Annotated in this window: 9 protein-coding genes; 2 read left to right on the top strand and 7 right to left on the bottom strand. The window is 65.3% G+C overall.

The window, feature by feature from the left end; genetic code table 11:
* Positions 1-23: 23 nt before the first annotated feature.
* Positions 24-1,313 (bottom strand): hypothetical protein, encoded by a 1,290-nt coding sequence (locus tag KBC96_10620; protein ID MBP6964846.1) that lies wholly within the window; start codon positions 1,311-1,313, stop codon positions 24-26.
* A gap of 174 nt (positions 1,314-1,487) precedes the next feature.
* Between KBC96_10620 and KBC96_10615 the strand changes: the two genes are divergently transcribed.
* Positions 1,488-2,072 (top strand): hypothetical protein, encoded by a 585-nt coding sequence (locus KBC96_10615; GenBank protein MBP6964845.1) that lies wholly within the window; start codon positions 1,488-1,490, stop codon positions 2,070-2,072.
* Between the two features lie 318 nt (positions 2,073-2,390).
* Positions 2,391-3,326, top strand: coding sequence for a glycoside hydrolase family 130 protein (locus KBC96_10610; GenBank protein MBP6964844.1), 936 nt, complete (start codon positions 2,391-2,393; stop codon positions 3,324-3,326).
* 125 nt (positions 3,327-3,451) lie between these two features.
* Here KBC96_10610 and KBC96_10605 read toward each other — a convergent pair whose 3' ends face one another.
* The 6 genes from KBC96_10605 to KBC96_10580 form a co-directional block, all read right to left on the bottom strand.
* Complete coding sequence (locus KBC96_10605; protein ID MBP6964843.1) at positions 3,452-4,528, bottom strand: PEP-CTERM sorting domain-containing protein; 1,077 nt, start codon at positions 4,526-4,528, stop codon at positions 3,452-3,454.
* Positions 4,529-4,674: 146 nt separating this feature from the next.
* Positions 4,675-6,885 (bottom strand): hypothetical protein, encoded by a 2,211-nt coding sequence (locus tag KBC96_10600; GenBank protein MBP6964842.1) that lies wholly within the window; start codon positions 6,883-6,885, stop codon positions 4,675-4,677.
* 174 nt (positions 6,886-7,059) lie between these two features.
* Positions 7,060-7,632, bottom strand: coding sequence for a DUF1080 domain-containing protein (locus tag KBC96_10595; protein ID MBP6964841.1), 573 nt, complete (start codon positions 7,630-7,632; stop codon positions 7,060-7,062).
* Between the two features lie 1,128 nt (positions 7,633-8,760).
* The gene (locus KBC96_10590; protein MBP6964840.1) at positions 8,761-11,832 is read right to left on the bottom strand and encodes a hypothetical protein; all 3,072 of its coding nucleotides are present in this window, start codon (positions 11,830-11,832) and stop codon (positions 8,761-8,763) included.
* A 524-nt stretch (positions 11,833-12,356) separates the two neighbouring features.
* Entirely contained in the window at positions 12,357-15,980 is a 3,624-nt protein-coding gene (locus tag KBC96_10585) for an N-acetylmuramoyl-L-alanine amidase (GenBank protein MBP6964839.1), read from the bottom strand.
* Between the two features lie 106 nt (positions 15,981-16,086).
* Positions 16,087-16,368 (bottom strand): hypothetical protein (locus KBC96_10580; GenBank protein ID MBP6964838.1); only part of this gene is annotated, 282 nt, incomplete at its 5' end.

Here is a 16,368-nt window from a genome sequence, read left to right as displayed (position 1 = left end):
GTTTCGTGCTTCGAGTCTTCTCCCTACCGCGACATAAGGCGCATCAGGCACGCCGCGAAGAACTCGTGGCCCAGGTCGTCCGGGTGGTTGATGGCGTTGGCGTTCAGCGTCATGTACGGGATTCCGACCGTCCGCAGGTTCTCCCAGATGTTGGACGCATCCGCCAGCGCGACCTTGTTGTCGGCCGCCGCCTTCCGCACCGCCGGGATGAAGACCGGGAAGTTGCCCATCCATGCCGGCAGGATGCTCGCCGGCGTGATGACGATGAACTCGACCTTCGGGTTCCTGGCGCGCGCCCTGCCGATGAACTCCGCGTAGTTGGCGGCGATCCGTTCGGCGGGCAGGCCCAGGTCGTTGACGAACTCGACCGTGATGAGGTCCGGGTTCAGGTCGAGCACTTCCTTCTCGAAGCCCGCGCGTCGGGAGTCGGTGCTCGATCCGCCGATGCCCGCGTTGATCAGGTTGATCTCTGCGTTAGGCCAGGCCTTCTTCAGGCGCGTGCGGAACAGCTCGACGTAGGTCTTCTCGGGCGAGCTGGCCGATCCGCCCGCCGTGACGCTGTCGCCCCAGCAGACGACGGTCACCCGCCTCCCCGCCTTCAGCAGGCCGAGTGTGTTGGCGAGGTGCTCCCGCCCGCTCGCCTTGACGAAGCTCCGCCATGTGAGGTCCTTCTCGGGCATCGGGTAGATGTTGCCCGCCTCGATCTTCGCCGTGCGGTAGGGGACGTAGACGTTCGCCAGCGCGGCGCATCCCGGGTCCGGCCTCGGCGCGCGGGCGCACACCGGGACGGGCTTCCCGGTCTTGACGGAGACCGCGCCTTCCTTCGAGACCTGGACGACGTCCACGCGCTCGAGGTAGGCGGCATAGTCCACCATGACCTTCTGCCCTGCCGCGATCGAGCCGTCAGGGAGCCTGCTCATCCCGCCCCAGTCCCGGTCGAGGAAGTAGTCGGTCCCCTCGCGGTAGACCTTGCCGTCCGCGTGGACGCGCACCGAGTCGGGGTCAAGGGCGAAGGGCATGCGCGTGCCCTTGTCCACCGGGCCGAGCGTGTGCTTGAGCGCGGTGCCCAGGTGCCAGGTGGCGGGCGGCTCGTCGCCGAGGACGTGCGGCTCGTTGGTGGCTGCGACTCGGCTCGCGGGCTCGACCGCCAGTTCGACGGCCGCCCGGACTTCGATGGTCTTGCCGCGGACGACGTACTTCCCGGCCTCGACCCGGACGCCCATCCCGGGCCTGTCGAGCGGGAGCACCGCCGCACACGAGGCGCTCGCGCACAGGGCTACCAGCGCCAGGGTGATCAGAGGACTCATATTCATGGCTCTACTCCGTCAGCATCGCTCTCGTTCACACCCATGTTCTCCGCACGGGAAGCGAATCCCTTGAAGCGAAAACAGGTACTATTCCCAGCTAGCTGACCTGCTGGTTCGAGGCATAATCCAATGGTAAGCAAACGTGGGGAGCGATCACTCCGGCGCAGGAGGTAGTCCATAATGGGAAGTCTGTCCTTGTTCTTTGGCCTGTTGATGACCGCGAGCAGCCTGTCACCGGCTCCGCCCGCGAACGTCACTCCGGACATGGCCGTCGCGCCCTCGGCGATGGCGATGCCCGCAAGCGCGCGCATGCCGATCGAGGCCGGATACGCTCCGGCGAGGCCTACCGCCTCCGCGATGACGGCCCGGGAACGGGAGTTCGTCGCGTTCGTGAACATGGAGCGCGAGGAGCGCGGCCTGAACCGACTGACCGCCGACCCGATGCTGGTGAAAGTCGCGCGGGCGCACAGCAGGGAGATGGGCGACATGGAGTACTTCTCGCACACCTCCCCCACCAAGGGGCTGAAGTCGCCGCTCGACCGCTACCTGGCGATGGCGTCGAGGCCGTCATGGGCGCTTGTCGGGGAGAACCTCTTCTACTGCTCGATAGTTGACGTGGAGCGCGGCCACAAGGCGCTGATGAACAGCGAAGGCCACCGGGCGAACATCCTGGAGGATCGGTACGAGCGCATCGGCGTCGGGGAGTACATCACCGAGGACGGCAGGTACTACGTGACACAGATGTTCCTCGCAAGGAAGGACTGACGTTCGGCGGGTGAATCGGGTGTGGTGATTTCGAGCGCCGGGGCGAGACCGTCCCGGCGCTTTCTATCTCCGACCTCCTCGCACTCCTACTTGTAATCGCGCTCCTACTCGTAATCGTACTCCTACTCGCGAATCGTGCTCGTCCTCGAACTTGACGTTGCCTCTTCCCCGTGACTACAATGAGCCGGTCAACGGATATGGAAACCGATGAACGGATAGCGTCTCAGCGTGCGACCAACCCATCCTTTTCTCCGTTCATCATGCGTTGACAACGCACGGCCTTCGAGCACGAGCACGAGTACGAGTAGGAGTACGAGTATGAAAGAGGAGCTTCTGAAGCGATACCCCGGCAATCCGATCCTGACGTACAAGGATCTGCCGTACCACATCAACGCCATCTACAACTGCGGGGCGACGAAGTTCGGCGACAAGTACGTCCTCATCCCCCGGGTCGAGGACGGCCGCCGCGACAACCACCTGCACGTCGCCATGAGCGGCGACGGCATCCACTTCACCGTCAACCCCGAGCCGATCGAGATCCCCGGCACGCCCGAGCAGTTGGTCTGGGAGAAGCACCGATACGACCCGCGCGTGACCTTCCTGGAGGGCGCGTACTACATCGCCTACTGCGCCCAGACGATGCAGGAGACCGTCCGCATCGGCCTCACGCGCACGACCGATTTCGTGACGTTCGAGCGCATGCCGCATATCACTCAGCCGTGGAGCCGCAACTGCGCGCTCTTCCCGGAGAAGATCAAGGGCCGGTACGCGCGCCTCGAACGCCCGATGAGCGGGAACGACGCGGTGACGTTCATCGCCTACTCGCCGGACCTCGTCCACTGGGGCGACTGGCAGCCGATCAACCTGCAGATCGAGACCTGGATGCGCGAGAAGTGGGGCATCGGCCCGACGCCGATCCGGACCGACAAGGGCTGGCTGCAGATCATCCACGGCGTGTGGTTCGCGTGCAATGTGGTCTACCGGCTCGGCGTGGTGCTGCTCGACCTGGAGGACCCGACTCAGGTGATCGGCCAGTGTCCGGAGTTCATCCTGACGCCGAGGGAGTACTACGAGCGCTGCGGCGAGGTGCCGAACGTGGTGTTCTCGAACGGAGCGATCCTCGAACCGGACGGCGAGCTGAAGGTCTACTACGGAGCGGCGGATACCGTCATCGGCCTCGCGACCTGCCCGGTGGATGAGCTGATCGCCGCCTGCCTCGAGGGTAGCCACCCGCCGAAGATCGTGTCGTACTGACATGACTCCCTCTCCCTTGAAGGGAGAGGGTTGGGGCGAGGGTGAGAACTATGGACAATAGAGAAGGCCGCTTCGGTGATCTCCGAAACGGCCTTCTCTGTTCAGCAATTCCGTACCTCAGCGTCTCAGTGATTCCGCCGGCGGAATACGAGGAGTCCGACCAGTCCGCTTCCCAGAGCCAGCAGTCCCCCCGGCTCGGGGACAGGGGTCAGGAGGAATCCGTGCGTCTCCCCGTTGACCGTGCCGCTGCCGGCTATCCAGCCGTTGTTGTTGATTGCTGATGCGGTGGACAGATTCCAACCTAGGGATGTGTCAACCAGATCATTGAGATCAACCATGCCATTCGTACGGTCCCACAGGAAGCCCCTGGAGAGATTAGCGGCGTTCGCAGCACGCCCTACCACCTGTGAGTGGTCATTGATATCGTAGGCAGCGCCCGTGCCGCCACCCAGAGTGCCGAGAACAACAACGGGCGGATAGAAGTCTCCCCATAGGACGGGAACGCCGCGGCGCTGACCCACTATCTCATTCAGATTGTTCACGGCGTAGGCGCACGCATCAACACTGATGAACCCTCCGTCATATGAGGACGAGTTCCAACGCGCAGCATATCGGCGGCCCCCACCCGATTCCGAGAAATCTACACATGAACCCACCGCGACCCCGCTGTCGTTGATATCATATGCGCCCCCCTCTACGTACGGGCCGAACCTATGGAGGAAGTGAGCGTCGCCCGAGGATGTCCACACTATGGGATCGAACTGAGGTCCACCATAGCCCGCGATCTGCCCCAACTCATTTATAGCACGAGCCGCAGTGCTAAGCTGATAGCCTGGAGGGCTTGGCAAGGCAACCATTCCGGTGGTTGACGACCAAACGAAGGCACCACCCGCGCCCCATGAGGGCGACGCACTCCCACTCACCACATTGCTGTTGTTGACGTCATACGCATATGAGAATCTGCCACCAAACGTACCGAGGTTGGTCATCCCTATTCCAGGTCTCCATAGGAATGCCTGGGGCTCGCCACTCAAGTTATCAGAGCTGCCAACCACCCAGCCGTTGTCGTTAATCCCATTGACCAGGGTCAACTCACCTCCGAAGCTACCCAGATCGGTGATGCTGTAGCGAACGGCGGCGTGTGCGGTCATACACGGATAGAGTAGAGCGCAGACAACTACGATAGTACGCAGGCACTTCATATTCCCATCCTCCTATCGGTTCGTTGGGGCAGGTGAAGTGGTGCTCTGCCTCTAAGAGACTAGCCTTGCATCTACTCCTATCTGCAAGAATCGTGCCAATCCCGGCAATTCTACCAGGTTTTCTGCATTCTTGGCATCTCGGCGGTTCACTTCCGGTGCTTGGTGCGGGCGATGATGTGGTCCTGCATGGCGCGGTCGAGGAGGCAGAACTGCTGGCTGAACCCCGAGACCCTCACGCAGAGGCTCCCGTAGCGCTCGGGGTCCTCCTGGGCGGCGCGGAGTGATTCGGCGCTCACGACGTTGAACTGCAACTGCCCGACCCCGAGGTTGACCGACGCGATCAGCAGGTCGGTGAACGCCTGCTTCCCGGACCCCTCCAGCAGGCTCGGGTGCGCCTCCAGGATCGCCGAGCTGCTCGCCGCCACCAGATGGTGCGGTATCCGGCTGAGCGAGTTGATCACCGCCGTCAGACCCTCGAGATCGCGCCCCTGGACCGGGGATACGCTGTACGCGAGCGGCTCGCCCGCCAGCCGGCCGTCGGGCGATGCGCCGGTCGCCTGCCCCATCGGAAGCATCAGCGTGAACGTGAAGAGGTGGACGTGGTAGCCCCCGCCGCTCGGTGTCCGGTACCGGCCGAGGACCTCGCAGTACTGCCTCGCCAGTTCCGCCGCGTACCCGTCGGGCAGAGGCTCGTCGTTCCCGTACTTCGGGATGCGGTTCTTCAGGTAGAGGCGCAGGTCCTCGAGCCCCTCGAAGTTGGTTCGGAGCGCCCGGAGCATCTCCTCGCGGCTGACGGTTCCGTCCTCGAAGACAGCGGTTCGGAGGGCGGCCAGGCTGTCGGCGGCGTTCGGGATGCCCATCGCCGCGCTGGAGTGGTAGTTGTACCGCGCGCCTCCCTCGATGATGTCGAGGCCGTCCGAGACGCAGTCGTCGGTGAGCAGGGAGAGATAGGGCAGCCGGTACTGGTCCCTGTGAGCAAGCTCGGCGGCGTTCGAGCCGTGGACCGACCATTCCGCGAAGTAGTCGAGCTGCTTCGAGTAGGCCGCGAGCACGTCGTCCATCGAATCGAAGTCGGCCAGCGAACCGGTCTTCGGCCCAACCTGAGCGTCGTTCAGCAGATCGCGCCCATCATTGAGCGCGAGTTCGAGGCACTTCGCCAGGTTGATCCAGTGGCTGACGGCGTGTGGACTCGCCTTGCCGGGGATCGTGATCTCGATGCAGCCGATCGCCGCGTAGTCGCGCGCGTCCTCGATCGGAATCCCCTTCGACACGAGCGCGGGGATGAGCGCCTCGTCGTTGAAGAAGAACGGGATGCCGCCGCCCTGCGCCACCAGGTCCACGCACCTCTCGACGAACTCTCTCGGGCTGCCCCGATGCAGGCGCGCGGAGAGGCACCTCACGAAGCCGAGCCCCTCGGTCACGTCGAGCGCGAGGTAGCTCAGCGGGTTGACGGCGTCGCTCCCGTCGGCCTTCTGCCCGCCGATCATCATCTGCTGGACGTCGTATGCCTGGTAGAGCTTCACCCACAGGGCGGCGAGCAGTTCGGCGGCCTCGTCCATGTCGAGCCGCCCCTCCGCAAGGTCGCGCTCGAGGTACGGCCGGAGGAACTGGTCTATCCGGCCGATGCCGTTCGCGTTGATCCCGTCCTCCCAGCAAGTGATCATGTGCGCGAACCAGAGGGCTTGCACGGCCTCCCGGAACGTCCGGGCGGGCTCGGCAGGGACGCGCTCGCACACCTCGGCGATCTCATCCAATCCGAGGCGGCGGGCTTCCTCGGCATGGCGCGTCCCGAGAGTCGTCGCCGCGTCGCATATCCTGAGCCAGGCGAGGTGGTTGGGACCGGGGTGGGGGTGGGCCTCGACCTCCGCCCGTATGCCTGAGAACCCGAGCCGGAGGACCTTCTCGTAGTCCCGGATGCTGTGGTTCAGGTCCGTGCCCCAGACCGATATGACGCCGTGCTCCTGCGCGAGCGTGATCTCCGGCGGAGTCGGTTCCGCCTGCCACCTGGGAGGCAGTTGCTCGGTCCATGAGAGGAAGCGCTCCCGTTCCTCGTCGGTAAGATGCGACGCGATGTCCTGCGTCCACTCGCTCGGGATCTCGGGAACGAAGGGGATCAGATAGCAGGGGTTGCCGTGCTCGCCGGCGATCAGCTCCCCGTCGGTGATGCGGGCCGGCATCCGCTCGATGATGTTCGCGAGCGCGTAGGCGTTCCGGGTCGGCAGGGGCTCGCCCTCGTGCGCCATCCAGCCCTCGAGGTAGTAGTAGGGGCAGTATGCGCGCCCGTGAAACAGCTCCTCCGGCTGGGCGAGCATCCTCTCCCGCAGCCGTTTGATTCGCGCCGAGGGCCTGTAGGTCATTGGCTCAATCTCACTGGGTGGGTGGGTGGTAAAGTACTCCATCGTTCGGGCAGGAGTTGTACTCCTGCCCGGATCACCGCCTGCGGGAGTTCAACTCCCTCCCTAGTCCTGCGGGCAGGAGTACAACTCCTGCCCGAACAGGGCTCAGAATGACATCGTGCCTGAGTCTGGCGATCAGTCCGGCAGCTCGCGGATGTAGATGTCCTTGAACCAGAGCGGACTGTTGTGATGCTGAAGCTCGATCGTCCCCGTCTCAGGCAGGCCGTTGATGCTGTTCATCTTCACGCGGTCCACCACCTGGACGCCGTTCTCGATGACGGTGACGTAGCCGTTACGCATGATGATGACGAAGCTGTTCCACTCGCCGACCGGCCTGTCCACGTTCCGGCGCGGCTGATTGTTGTCGTTGTAGAGCCCGCCTGAGCCGATCGGGTTGTCCCAGATCTGGACCTGCGGCTGGCCTCGGAGATAGATGCCGCTGTCGCCGCCCTTGTCTATCTTCCAGTCAACCATCAGGATGAAGTTGCGGTAGTCCTTCTCGGTCCGCAGGGAGTCGCCCTTGCCGTCGTAGGTGATGACGCCGTCTACGACCTTCCAGTGCTTCTCGACCTCGGCGTCGTGCTTCCAGCCGGTCAGGTCCTTGCCGTTGAAGAGCGGCTTGAACCACGGCGGGACGTGCTTGCCGGCGATCGCGACGGAGCAGACCGCGAGCATCACGAAGGTGAGTGTCAGCGCAAGTCGTTTCATGTCGGTAGCCCTCCTTTCTATCAGTTTCGACGGCGCGGAGGGCCGTACCTGCCTATGCCGGGGTGCGCTCGGGTTCAGCGGGTGGCGATGCCAGATCTGGCCGTCTCTCGATATGCCCTGAGGGCTACTCGAGACTAGACGGGGCTGGGGCCGGGAAGCCTGGCAGACAGCCCAACCGTTCTCCTCGAGTAGCCACTCTGGTGGCATATCGAGAGGCCGACCCAGCCTGCGGAGACGCGCCTCCCACAAATCAGCACAAAAACGCAGGAGACCGGCTGCCTCGGCCGGTCCTCTGCGTTTACGCTAGGACTTTATTCAGTTTTGCGAGCGTGAGACGAGAGCGATCCAACCCCCCGTTGGCCTAAGCCATATGAATCGCTTCCCGTCTCAGGCATCGTGAGCACTGCGAGCAATGCTCACAATCACTTATGTGACGAAGTATCCGGGTCCAAAGTTCCCTTTCCGAACAACAATTCGTCACATTCTTTGCGGTGCTCGCGGGCGGCCTCGCCGCCGGAAACGGCTTACCGTTTCTGTGTACATGGTAGCACGGCCGGCCCGCGCCGCCAACTGTGTGAAATACGGGTTTTCGCGGGCGGGATCGAGTAGGCGCAAGAACAGAAGCCGAACCCCCTCGGCCCGGAGGCCGGTCCCCCTTGACAAGGGGGACAGCGGTTCTAGCTCCCCTCCTTATCAAGGAGGGGCTGGGGGAGGTTCAGGAAGGCCGTGGGAAGCCGAACCCCCTCGGCCCGGAGGCCGGTCCCCCTTGATAAGGGGGACAGCGGAGTGGGCGCCGGGGGAGGTTTCCGTCCGGCGCACGGAACCCCCCTCCCCTGAGAGGGAGGGGGCAAGGGGGAGGGGTGGGTCTACGCAGAGCGCAAAAAAAGAGCCTCACCTTTCGGTGAGGCTCCAGATGCGCCGGGCGGAAGTCGGTCGGGACCTTGAATCCGCCCTCCGCCCGGCCTGGGCAAGGAGGTATTGGAAAGGAGCATTCTGCACATCAGAATGAGTGCTTTTCCTACTTATGATACGACGCGGGGGCGAGGAAAGTTCCCCCGAAAGTGCATTGTTCACAAAGTTTTCACAGTTTCTTGCCGGGGGGTGCGCGGCGATGCGCCCGCCGGAACCTTAGTATCCGGGATAAGCGCGAAGATCGTCGTCCGCGCGGGGTCGAAGCACGCGTACCTCACCGCAGTCGTGGGTTTCCGTCGATAGGACGCCGGTCGCGACCGCGAGGTCATCCGGCGCGGGAGGCGAAGTCAGGCGCGAGGAGTCCACCCTCAGCCCGATCCCGCCCGCGCAGTCCGTCAGCCCCGATCCGTCATCCACGTAGAAGAAGCCGCTTCCCACCGAGGTCACCCGGCCCCAGATTCTCACGAGTATTCCCGAAGCGCAGTCGTTCAGGCTCCTCCCGGCGACTCCGAGGGGGCGAAGGTGGGCGGTCTCGCCGGTCGGTTTGATGTGTCGGCCGATCAGCATGCGCTCGCCGGCGGCGGTCGAGAGCGTCCCCCCGACTTCGACGACGTCGCCAACGGAGACGCCCAATCCCTGCACCTCGACCGCGGACGACCGGTCGAGCGCCTCGACATAGAACCGCGAGCCGAAGACGCCGGTCACCGCGCCGGTGACGAGGACGCTCTCGCCGTCGGAGAGAAGCCTCGCGATCCCGATGTTCTCGACCGGCGTGTAGGCGGGCTCGAATCTGACGGAGTCGGCAATGACCACGAACCCCGAGTCCGCCGCGTTCGTCAGCCTCACGGTCACGGTGTCGCCCTGCGAAAGGCTGTTCGTGCCGAGAACATTCCACGTGGCGCCGTTCACCTGCTGGTCAACCGTGCGGTTGTACTCGTTCCCGCCGATGATCACTGAGTACCGCGCGGCCGTAGAGCGGTTCGCGCCGGCGGACCATCTGGCCTGCACGTCGTAGATGCCGTCCGCGGGGGCGGTCCACGTCCAGTACGCCCGGGACGTTCCTGAGGGGCTCGCGCTCGCGTAGCGGTAGTCCGGGCCGTAGGCCCCCGGGGTCACGCTTCCGGTTGACCAGGCGCCCTCGACGCTGAACCCCGGGTCGAGGTTGTCTATGATGAAGGCGTCGAGCACCGGAGTCAGTATGTAGAGTTCCTCGGATTCCGCCTCGCCGCCGTTCTCGTCCTGCGCGGAGAGCCGGACTCTGTACACCTGCCCGGGGAGCAGGCCGGCAAGAGTCACCCGGTGCGCAAGCTTCCGCTCCGCCTCGAAGAGCGCGGACGCTGCTCCCGGCGACGATACGTTCTCATACTCGACGCGGGTGTCGGCCGGCCGGTTCGTCTTCCAGCGGACCTCGGCGCCCGTCGTGATGACGTTCGATGCGGCGGCGTCCGTGATCCGGAGCGGCGTCGGCAGGAATCTCACCGCCGGGTTGCCGAACCAGTCGGTCACGCCGACGGCCGCCTGCACCGTATCGGCGACGTCGTACGAGACACGCCACCGGTTCGGGCCGACGAGGGCGCAGGCCATGAGTTCGTAGTTCCCCTGGGCGTCGGAGCGAGCGGCGAACGGCCTGAGCTGGTAGATCTGCTCGTCGAAGGTGATGGTCGCCGTGCGCATTCCACCCGCGTCCTCGGTCTCGACCTGGATGTTCGGCGGGGTGACGTCCGAGCCGTTCCGCCACTTCAGCATGCACTCCCGGCCTGTGAGGTACTCGAAATCCACCAGCGGCAGGCTCGCGTGCAGGTCGCTCAGGCGGATGTGCAGCGCGTCCACCTGCTCGGGGAAGTCCGCCTCTTTCAGGTGGGAGAAGAGCGTGAGGAGCTGCGCCTCGCCGTCGAGCGCCTTGTAGAATGCTTCGGTGAGGATCGCTGTCGTCGCGCCGGCGATGTACTTGCTCCTCGATTCCCAGCCCCTGAGCGCGCCGGGTGACTGGTAGTCGTTCGGGTCGGGATGCCAGGGCACCCAGGCGGACGGGGCGCGCCGCCAGTCGTAGAGGTTGCCGAGCGGCTCCTCGGTGGTGGTGCGGTAGGCCGGCCAGTCGTTCTCGAAGCGGTAGGGGATAAGCTCGTCCAGGTAGCTCTGCCACCCGTCGTCCATGTAGTGCCAGCCGCTCCGGAAAGAAGACGGGTAGAACCCCCGGTCGAGCAGCATGTGCGCCATGGTGCGGTCGAAATCCGGCCTGCAGTAACTGAAGTCCGGGGCCTGGTTCCAGTACCAGAGGCCGTCGCCGTTCGGGTCGCTCCAGAACCATGTGTGGTAGTGATAGGCCATCTCGTCGCCCCAGCGCTCGATCGAGCCGCCGTGGTAGTCTTCCATCAGCTCAAACGGAAGCAGCGGGCCGGTGTCGGTCCCGGCGGAGTAGACCGAACCCATCTGCATGTACCATGTGAACTTGATCGTATTCCCGAGGCTGTCGCGGTGGGCGTCGCGGTAGGACTCCGACATGACGCGCGCCGCCTGGCCTTCCGGGGTCGTGTATGTGGTGTCCAGCTCGGGAAAGTCAATGTGCTCGGCGGCGGTGTTGATCCCTCCGGTCGAGGTGTCCGAGCAGACCTGGACGTATATCTTCGCGGGCGCGACGTCTCCGGGCCTGGTGAAGACCAGGTCGTCCACGTAGAACGTGCTCGTGTGAGCCATGACGAAGTTGCCGACGCACACGTACGACGGCTCGCGCATGTAAGTGAGGGAGATGCTTGCGTCGGGTACGGCGCTGCCGTCGAGGTAGAGGTTCGTCGTGAGGCCGTCGTAGGTGACTCGGAACGAGTGCCACGCGCCGTAAGAGATATGCCGGGCCAGGTTGACCGTCACGCCGGAACCGGAGCCGGGAACGTACAACTGGACAAGGCCGCCCGGCAGGATGAAGATGATCGCCGCGATACCCGCGTCCGCGTTCTGGACCGACCACGGGATCGCCTCGTCACCCATGGACTCGACGTAAAGGTTGAACGTGCTGGTGAACGGCTGGTCGGCGCTCCTCACGCCGGAGCAAGTGTGTACCGCGCCGAGCTCGTTGTTCGACGCGACCTTCAGGCTGTACGAGCCGGAGGTCTTCTGCTCGCCGCTGACGGCGGCGGACCCGGGCTTGACGTACGTCCATCTCGGACCGGCGGTCAGGTCCCCGTCGTCGAAGTCGTCGCTCTGGACGATGCGGTCGGCCGAGGCGAGCGAGGCGAGGCACAGCGCCGCCGCGAGTGCCGTGAACAAGGCGCGGACCGCCCTTCGGGTATACATGCGGACTCACACTCCCATAGTGCATCAGTGCAAGAATCGTGCCAATGAGGGCCGCGGCCCTCAAGCGGGCGTCCCTCGACCATTGTACCACGATCCCTCGAACGCGCAACCCGCGGCGGGCGTTCGGGCGCGGGCGTCCGTGGAGCTTATCTGCGAGAAACACCCTCAACTTCCGGGTCGCAAACGGGAACCTTTCGGCGCGATTCAGCGTCTGAATAAGTGGAAAAGCGAATAGCGCGCAGTCGGATTACCACCATACCCGGGGACAATGGCAGTCTGTACCAGCAATCATCTACCCTGTCCCTGCAATCCGACCTCCTTCCGTCTGAGCCCCAGCTGTTTCCTCCTTTGCCGGCTGGGGCTTTCCTTTGGCCTCCCTGCTCGTACTCGTACTCCTACTCGTACTCGTTCCCGGGCGCGAAAAAAGGGCGGCCCCGTGCGGGACCGCCCCTCGCCGAATACCGGGGGGCAAGGTCGCCCTCACCCCGACCCTCTCCCTTCGAGGGAGAGGGAGTTCACTCCATTCAGGGCAGCGTGTAGCTCACCTTCCCCGTCGCGCGGAGCATCCGGACGTTCTCCGAGCCGATCGCGTACGTCGAGCTGATGCCCTCGATCACCGCGTAAGTCCCCATCGCGGGCGCGGTTATCGAGGACGTATCCACGCGGACGCCCGGGTACCCCGAACCGTCCTGCGCCTGCATCGAGCCGTCGTCCACGTAGCAGAACCCCGCCCCGACGTGCGTCACCCTGCCGGCGACCGACACGAAGAGACCGAGGTTGTTCGCCCCGAGGCCGTCCATCACGCCCGGGGTGTATGCGTTCAGGCTTCCTCCGCCGAGCGACAGGTTCTTCAGCAGGGCGGCCGCCGGGATCGCTCCGGTGCCGGACGAGCCGACCGAGGCGCTCGCTATCACGCGCTCGCCGCCGACGGTCTGAATCGTGCCGGAGACCGACGCCAGCGCGCCGGTAGCGGGCCCGCCCGCGTTCACCCTGATGCCCGAGCTGCCGTCAGGCTCCTCGATGTAGAAGAACGAGCCGAAGTTCGCCGTCACGACCTTCCCCGCTACCGCGGCCGATGAGCCGTCCGGCAGGGCCTTGATCTCGGCGATCGTCGAGGTTGCCGCCTCGTACTGGTACGGCCCGAGGGTCAGCGCGCCGTTCTCCACGCCGTCGCCGTTGAAGCCCTTCACGTGCAGGTACCAGTCGCCCGGCGAGGCGGCGGAGAGGTCGAGCGTGCCGGCGCTCCACTGGGCCTCGGAGCCTGTCCACGAGTGGGTCGGGCTCTGGTCCCATGCGTACCGGTAGTACTGCACCTTCCCCGCGCCGAACCCTCCGACCGCCGTGAAGACGAACTCGGGAGTCGCGTAGGGCGTGCCGGGCGACCTGTCGCAGGTGACGTTCGCGCTCGTCGGCGCGACGGAGAGCGTGTATGCCGAGAACCCCGCCGAGAGCGGCCCGAGGACCGTGCCGTTCCTGCCCCGGAGCAGGCGGGAGTACTGGGTGTTCGCGGCGAGGCCGGACTCCGCTATGGAGGACGAGTTCTTCCCGGCGGAACCCTTCTGCGCCTGAGACCCGTCGAGCAGCAGGTAGCCCGTCTCGATCGGCGAGCGGTCGGCGTAGTTCCACCGGATGCTCTCCGTGCTGAGAGGCGTCGCGGCCAGCGGGAGGGGCGCGACGGGCGGCGGCGCGGTGAACTGCGCGTCGTCGAAGTACCCCTCGGTGTTCACGTTGTACGGGTGGCCGAGGTTCACGCGGGTCAGCCCGAAGGTGTCCGCGGCGGCGGGTTTCGGCAGGGTGCCGATCAGGCTGCCGTTGTAGTAGGCCCTGACGGCGTTCACCCCCACCTCGACGCGGAGGTTGAGCCAGCCGATCGCGCGGATCTGGACCTGCGGCGCCCAGCTCCACGAGGAGCCGTCGAACACGCCCGCGGCGTACTTTGCGCCGTTCATCGGCGAATCGGGGTAGCACCCCACGAAGGCCGAGTAGGCCTCGTTCGATCCGTTGAACCCCCTGATGTGGAGGCCCTGCTTGCTGCTCGAGACCGCCTGGTCCGCGAGGAAGCAGTCGAACGACCCGGCGGCGTAAGTCTCCGCCAGCGCCCTGTACGCGTACGACCCCTGGGTGGAGGTCGTCCCGGTCAGAGTGGCGACGCACACATCGCCGGGGTAGGTCCCGTGGCTGTCCCAGTCGAACGTCTCCAGGCCGCGGAAGGTGCCGTTTGCCACCTTGTCGGCGGGCCAGTTGTTCAGGTCATAGAAGCCGTCCTGCCAGACCACCTGGTGCGTGATCGCGCAGTACGGCGCGCTCTGGGCGGACTGGTTGTTGACAGCGTCGTAGGCGAGCACCGTGTAGCAGTACTGGGTGTTAGCCGCGCGGCCCGCGTCCTGGAAGGTCCGGCCGGGCTGGTCGGCTATCTGCACGCCGTCCCTGAAGAGCTTGTAGCCGATGACGCCGACGTTGTCCGTCGAGGCGTTCCAGCTTATGTTGACCTGGTTCAGGCCGACCGACTCCGCGAAGAGCCCCGTCGGCACGGAGGGGGCCTCGGTGTCCGGCGGGCCGACCACCTCGTAGGTCTTGCTGACAGTCGGGCCGAACCACTGGTAGCCGTCGCGCACCATCCGCCAGTCGGTGGTATACGTGCCGCCGGAGTTCGGCGCGGTGAGCGTGAAGTTGAACGTGTACGTCTGGCCCGGGCGCACCTCGCCGCTGATGATCTGCCTGGTCTGAGGCGTGAACGGATCGTAGTCCCCGACGGCCCCCAGTCTGATCTGCCGGGCCTCGGTCCAGAGCACGCCCCGGTTGCGGAAGGTGATGCTCACGTTGTAGGAGTGCCCGGTCTCCATCGCCGCCGGGAGCGTGTCGCTGACGTACTCCAGGGAGTACTTGTCCCAGGTGGGCGTAGTGCCGAAGTAGTCGCAGATGCCCTTGTAGATGCCCCACATGGTGAGCGATCGGAAGAAGTTGTCGGTCAGGTACTGGGCGTCTCTCGAGCAGGCGTCGTGGAACGCCAGTTCGATCAGGATCGCCGGGCGGTTCGGTATGCGGATCTCGCCGAACCCGCCCGCCGAGTCCTTCACGCCTCGGTCGGACCACATGTCCTCGCCGTCGAACGTGGAGCGAATCGTGTTGACGACGCTGCTCTGCACTTTGTTGGCCAGGTTCAGGCTGTTTGCGACGTGCGCCTGATAGACCATCTGGGTGTCGCGGAAGGTCTCCGTCCCGTTCGCCGTGCCCCCGCCGCCCGCGTTGGTGTGGTGGGCGATGTAGATGTCGGTCCCGTGGTAGTCGGCGAAGAGCGGCCTCGCGCGGATGTCGTCGCTGCTGCGCCCGACGGCGGTCTCGGCGCCGCAGTTGCCGGACGAGCTGGCCCAGACGGAGCACGGGTATCCCTGGCCTCTCAGCCAGGAGTATGACGCCATCTTCCACCAGGGCAGGCCCTCGTAGCTGTTGCAGCAGTTGCTCTCGTTGAGCTCGCGGGCGGAGTATACGGCCGCGCCGTCCTGAGTCAGGTACTGGTACAGGAACTGCATCAGCCGGATGCTGTTCGTGTCCTCCAGCACGGCCTCGCCGAACCCGCACGGGTCGCCCCTCTGCCAGTACCAGCCGGAGCCGTTCCAGAAGCGCCCGTGGGACGGGCCGATGGCGATCTTCCTGGTCGCGAGCCCGCTGGTCGAGACGCCCTCTACGAGCGGCGGCGCGGCCTCCCCGACGACCGGGGCGGGCGCGAGATAGTCGGACAGCGGCTTGCCCTGGCGCGTGAGCTTGATCTGCCTGATCTTCGGGAAGTCGCCCAGGGTGGCGGTGAACTGGTCGAAGATGCTCTGGAGCGCGGCCTCGTCGAACCCGGCGAGCACTTGGGCGGAGAGCCCGACCTCCACGCCGTCCGAGGTCAGCGCCACGCCCTCGACCTTCGTACCCGACGGTATCGCCGAGGTGTAGCCGAGGACCTTCTCCTCCACGGTAGGCCCTTCGACGAGCCCGCGCACTGCGGCCTCGACGAGGTTCTTGCCCGCCGGAACTTCGCGCTGGACTATCCTCAACTGGTCCTGTTGGTAGAACCGCAGGCCGACCGTGTCGGCGGATGCCGCGGCCCCGAACGCGCACAGGCATGCCAGGCCGATGCACAGCAGTGTTTCGAGTCTTCTCATCTGCCTCGACTTCTCCTTTCGGCAGCAGGGAGCCGGTCAGGTTCGCCCGCGCCTCTGCCGGAAAGCGGGCCGCGCGCCGATGCGCGGCCCGGATTGACTCCCGTTTCTATGGATATATCACCGCGTCGGCGTCGCTTCTCGGCCTCAGGACGGGTATGTAGACTTCGCCCTGCTTCAGTATCGAGCTGACGCCGGTTATGACGCACTGCTTGCCCTCGGTGAAGGCGGCCGTCAGGCCGGTCTTGTCCACGCGGACGCCGATCCAGCCGGAGCCGTCCTGAACGAGCGAGCCGTCGTCAACATAGGCGAACCCGGTGTCGTCGTGCGTGATCTTGCCTGCCACGCTCACCAGCAGGCCGATGTTGTTCACGCCGATGCCGCCGGTGAC

Source organism: Armatimonadota bacterium (assembly GCA_017993055.1).
Classification (GTDB): domain Bacteria; phylum Armatimonadota; class UBA5829; order DTJY01; family DTJY01; genus JAGONM01.
This window is presented reverse-complemented; position numbering and strand designations above follow the sequence as displayed.

Coding starts and splice junctions, on each gene's coding strand:
- KBC96_10620 (MBP6964846.1), bottom strand. CDS start 1,313: ATGAATATGAGTCCTCTGATCACCCTGGCGCTGGTAGCCCTGTGCGCG.
- KBC96_10615 (MBP6964845.1), top strand. CDS start 1,488: ATGGGAAGTCTGTCCTTGTTCTTTGGCCTGTTGATGACCGCGAGCAGC.
- KBC96_10610 (MBP6964844.1), top strand. CDS start 2,391: ATGAAAGAGGAGCTTCTGAAGCGATACCCCGGCAATCCGATCCTGACG.
- KBC96_10605 (MBP6964843.1), bottom strand. CDS start 4,528: ATGAAGTGCCTGCGTACTATCGTAGTTGTCTGCGCTCTACTCTATCCG.
- KBC96_10600 (MBP6964842.1), bottom strand. CDS start 6,885: ATGACCTACAGGCCCTCGGCGCGAATCAAACGGCTGCGGGAGAGGATG.
- KBC96_10595 (MBP6964841.1), bottom strand. CDS start 7,632: ATGAAACGACTTGCGCTGACACTCACCTTCGTGATGCTCGCGGTCTGC.
- KBC96_10590 (MBP6964840.1), bottom strand. CDS start 11,832: ATGTATACCCGAAGGGCGGTCCGCGCCTTGTTCACGGCACTCGCGGCG.
- KBC96_10585 (MBP6964839.1), bottom strand. CDS start 15,980: ATGAGAAGACTCGAAACACTGCTGTGCATCGGCCTGGCATGCCTGTGC.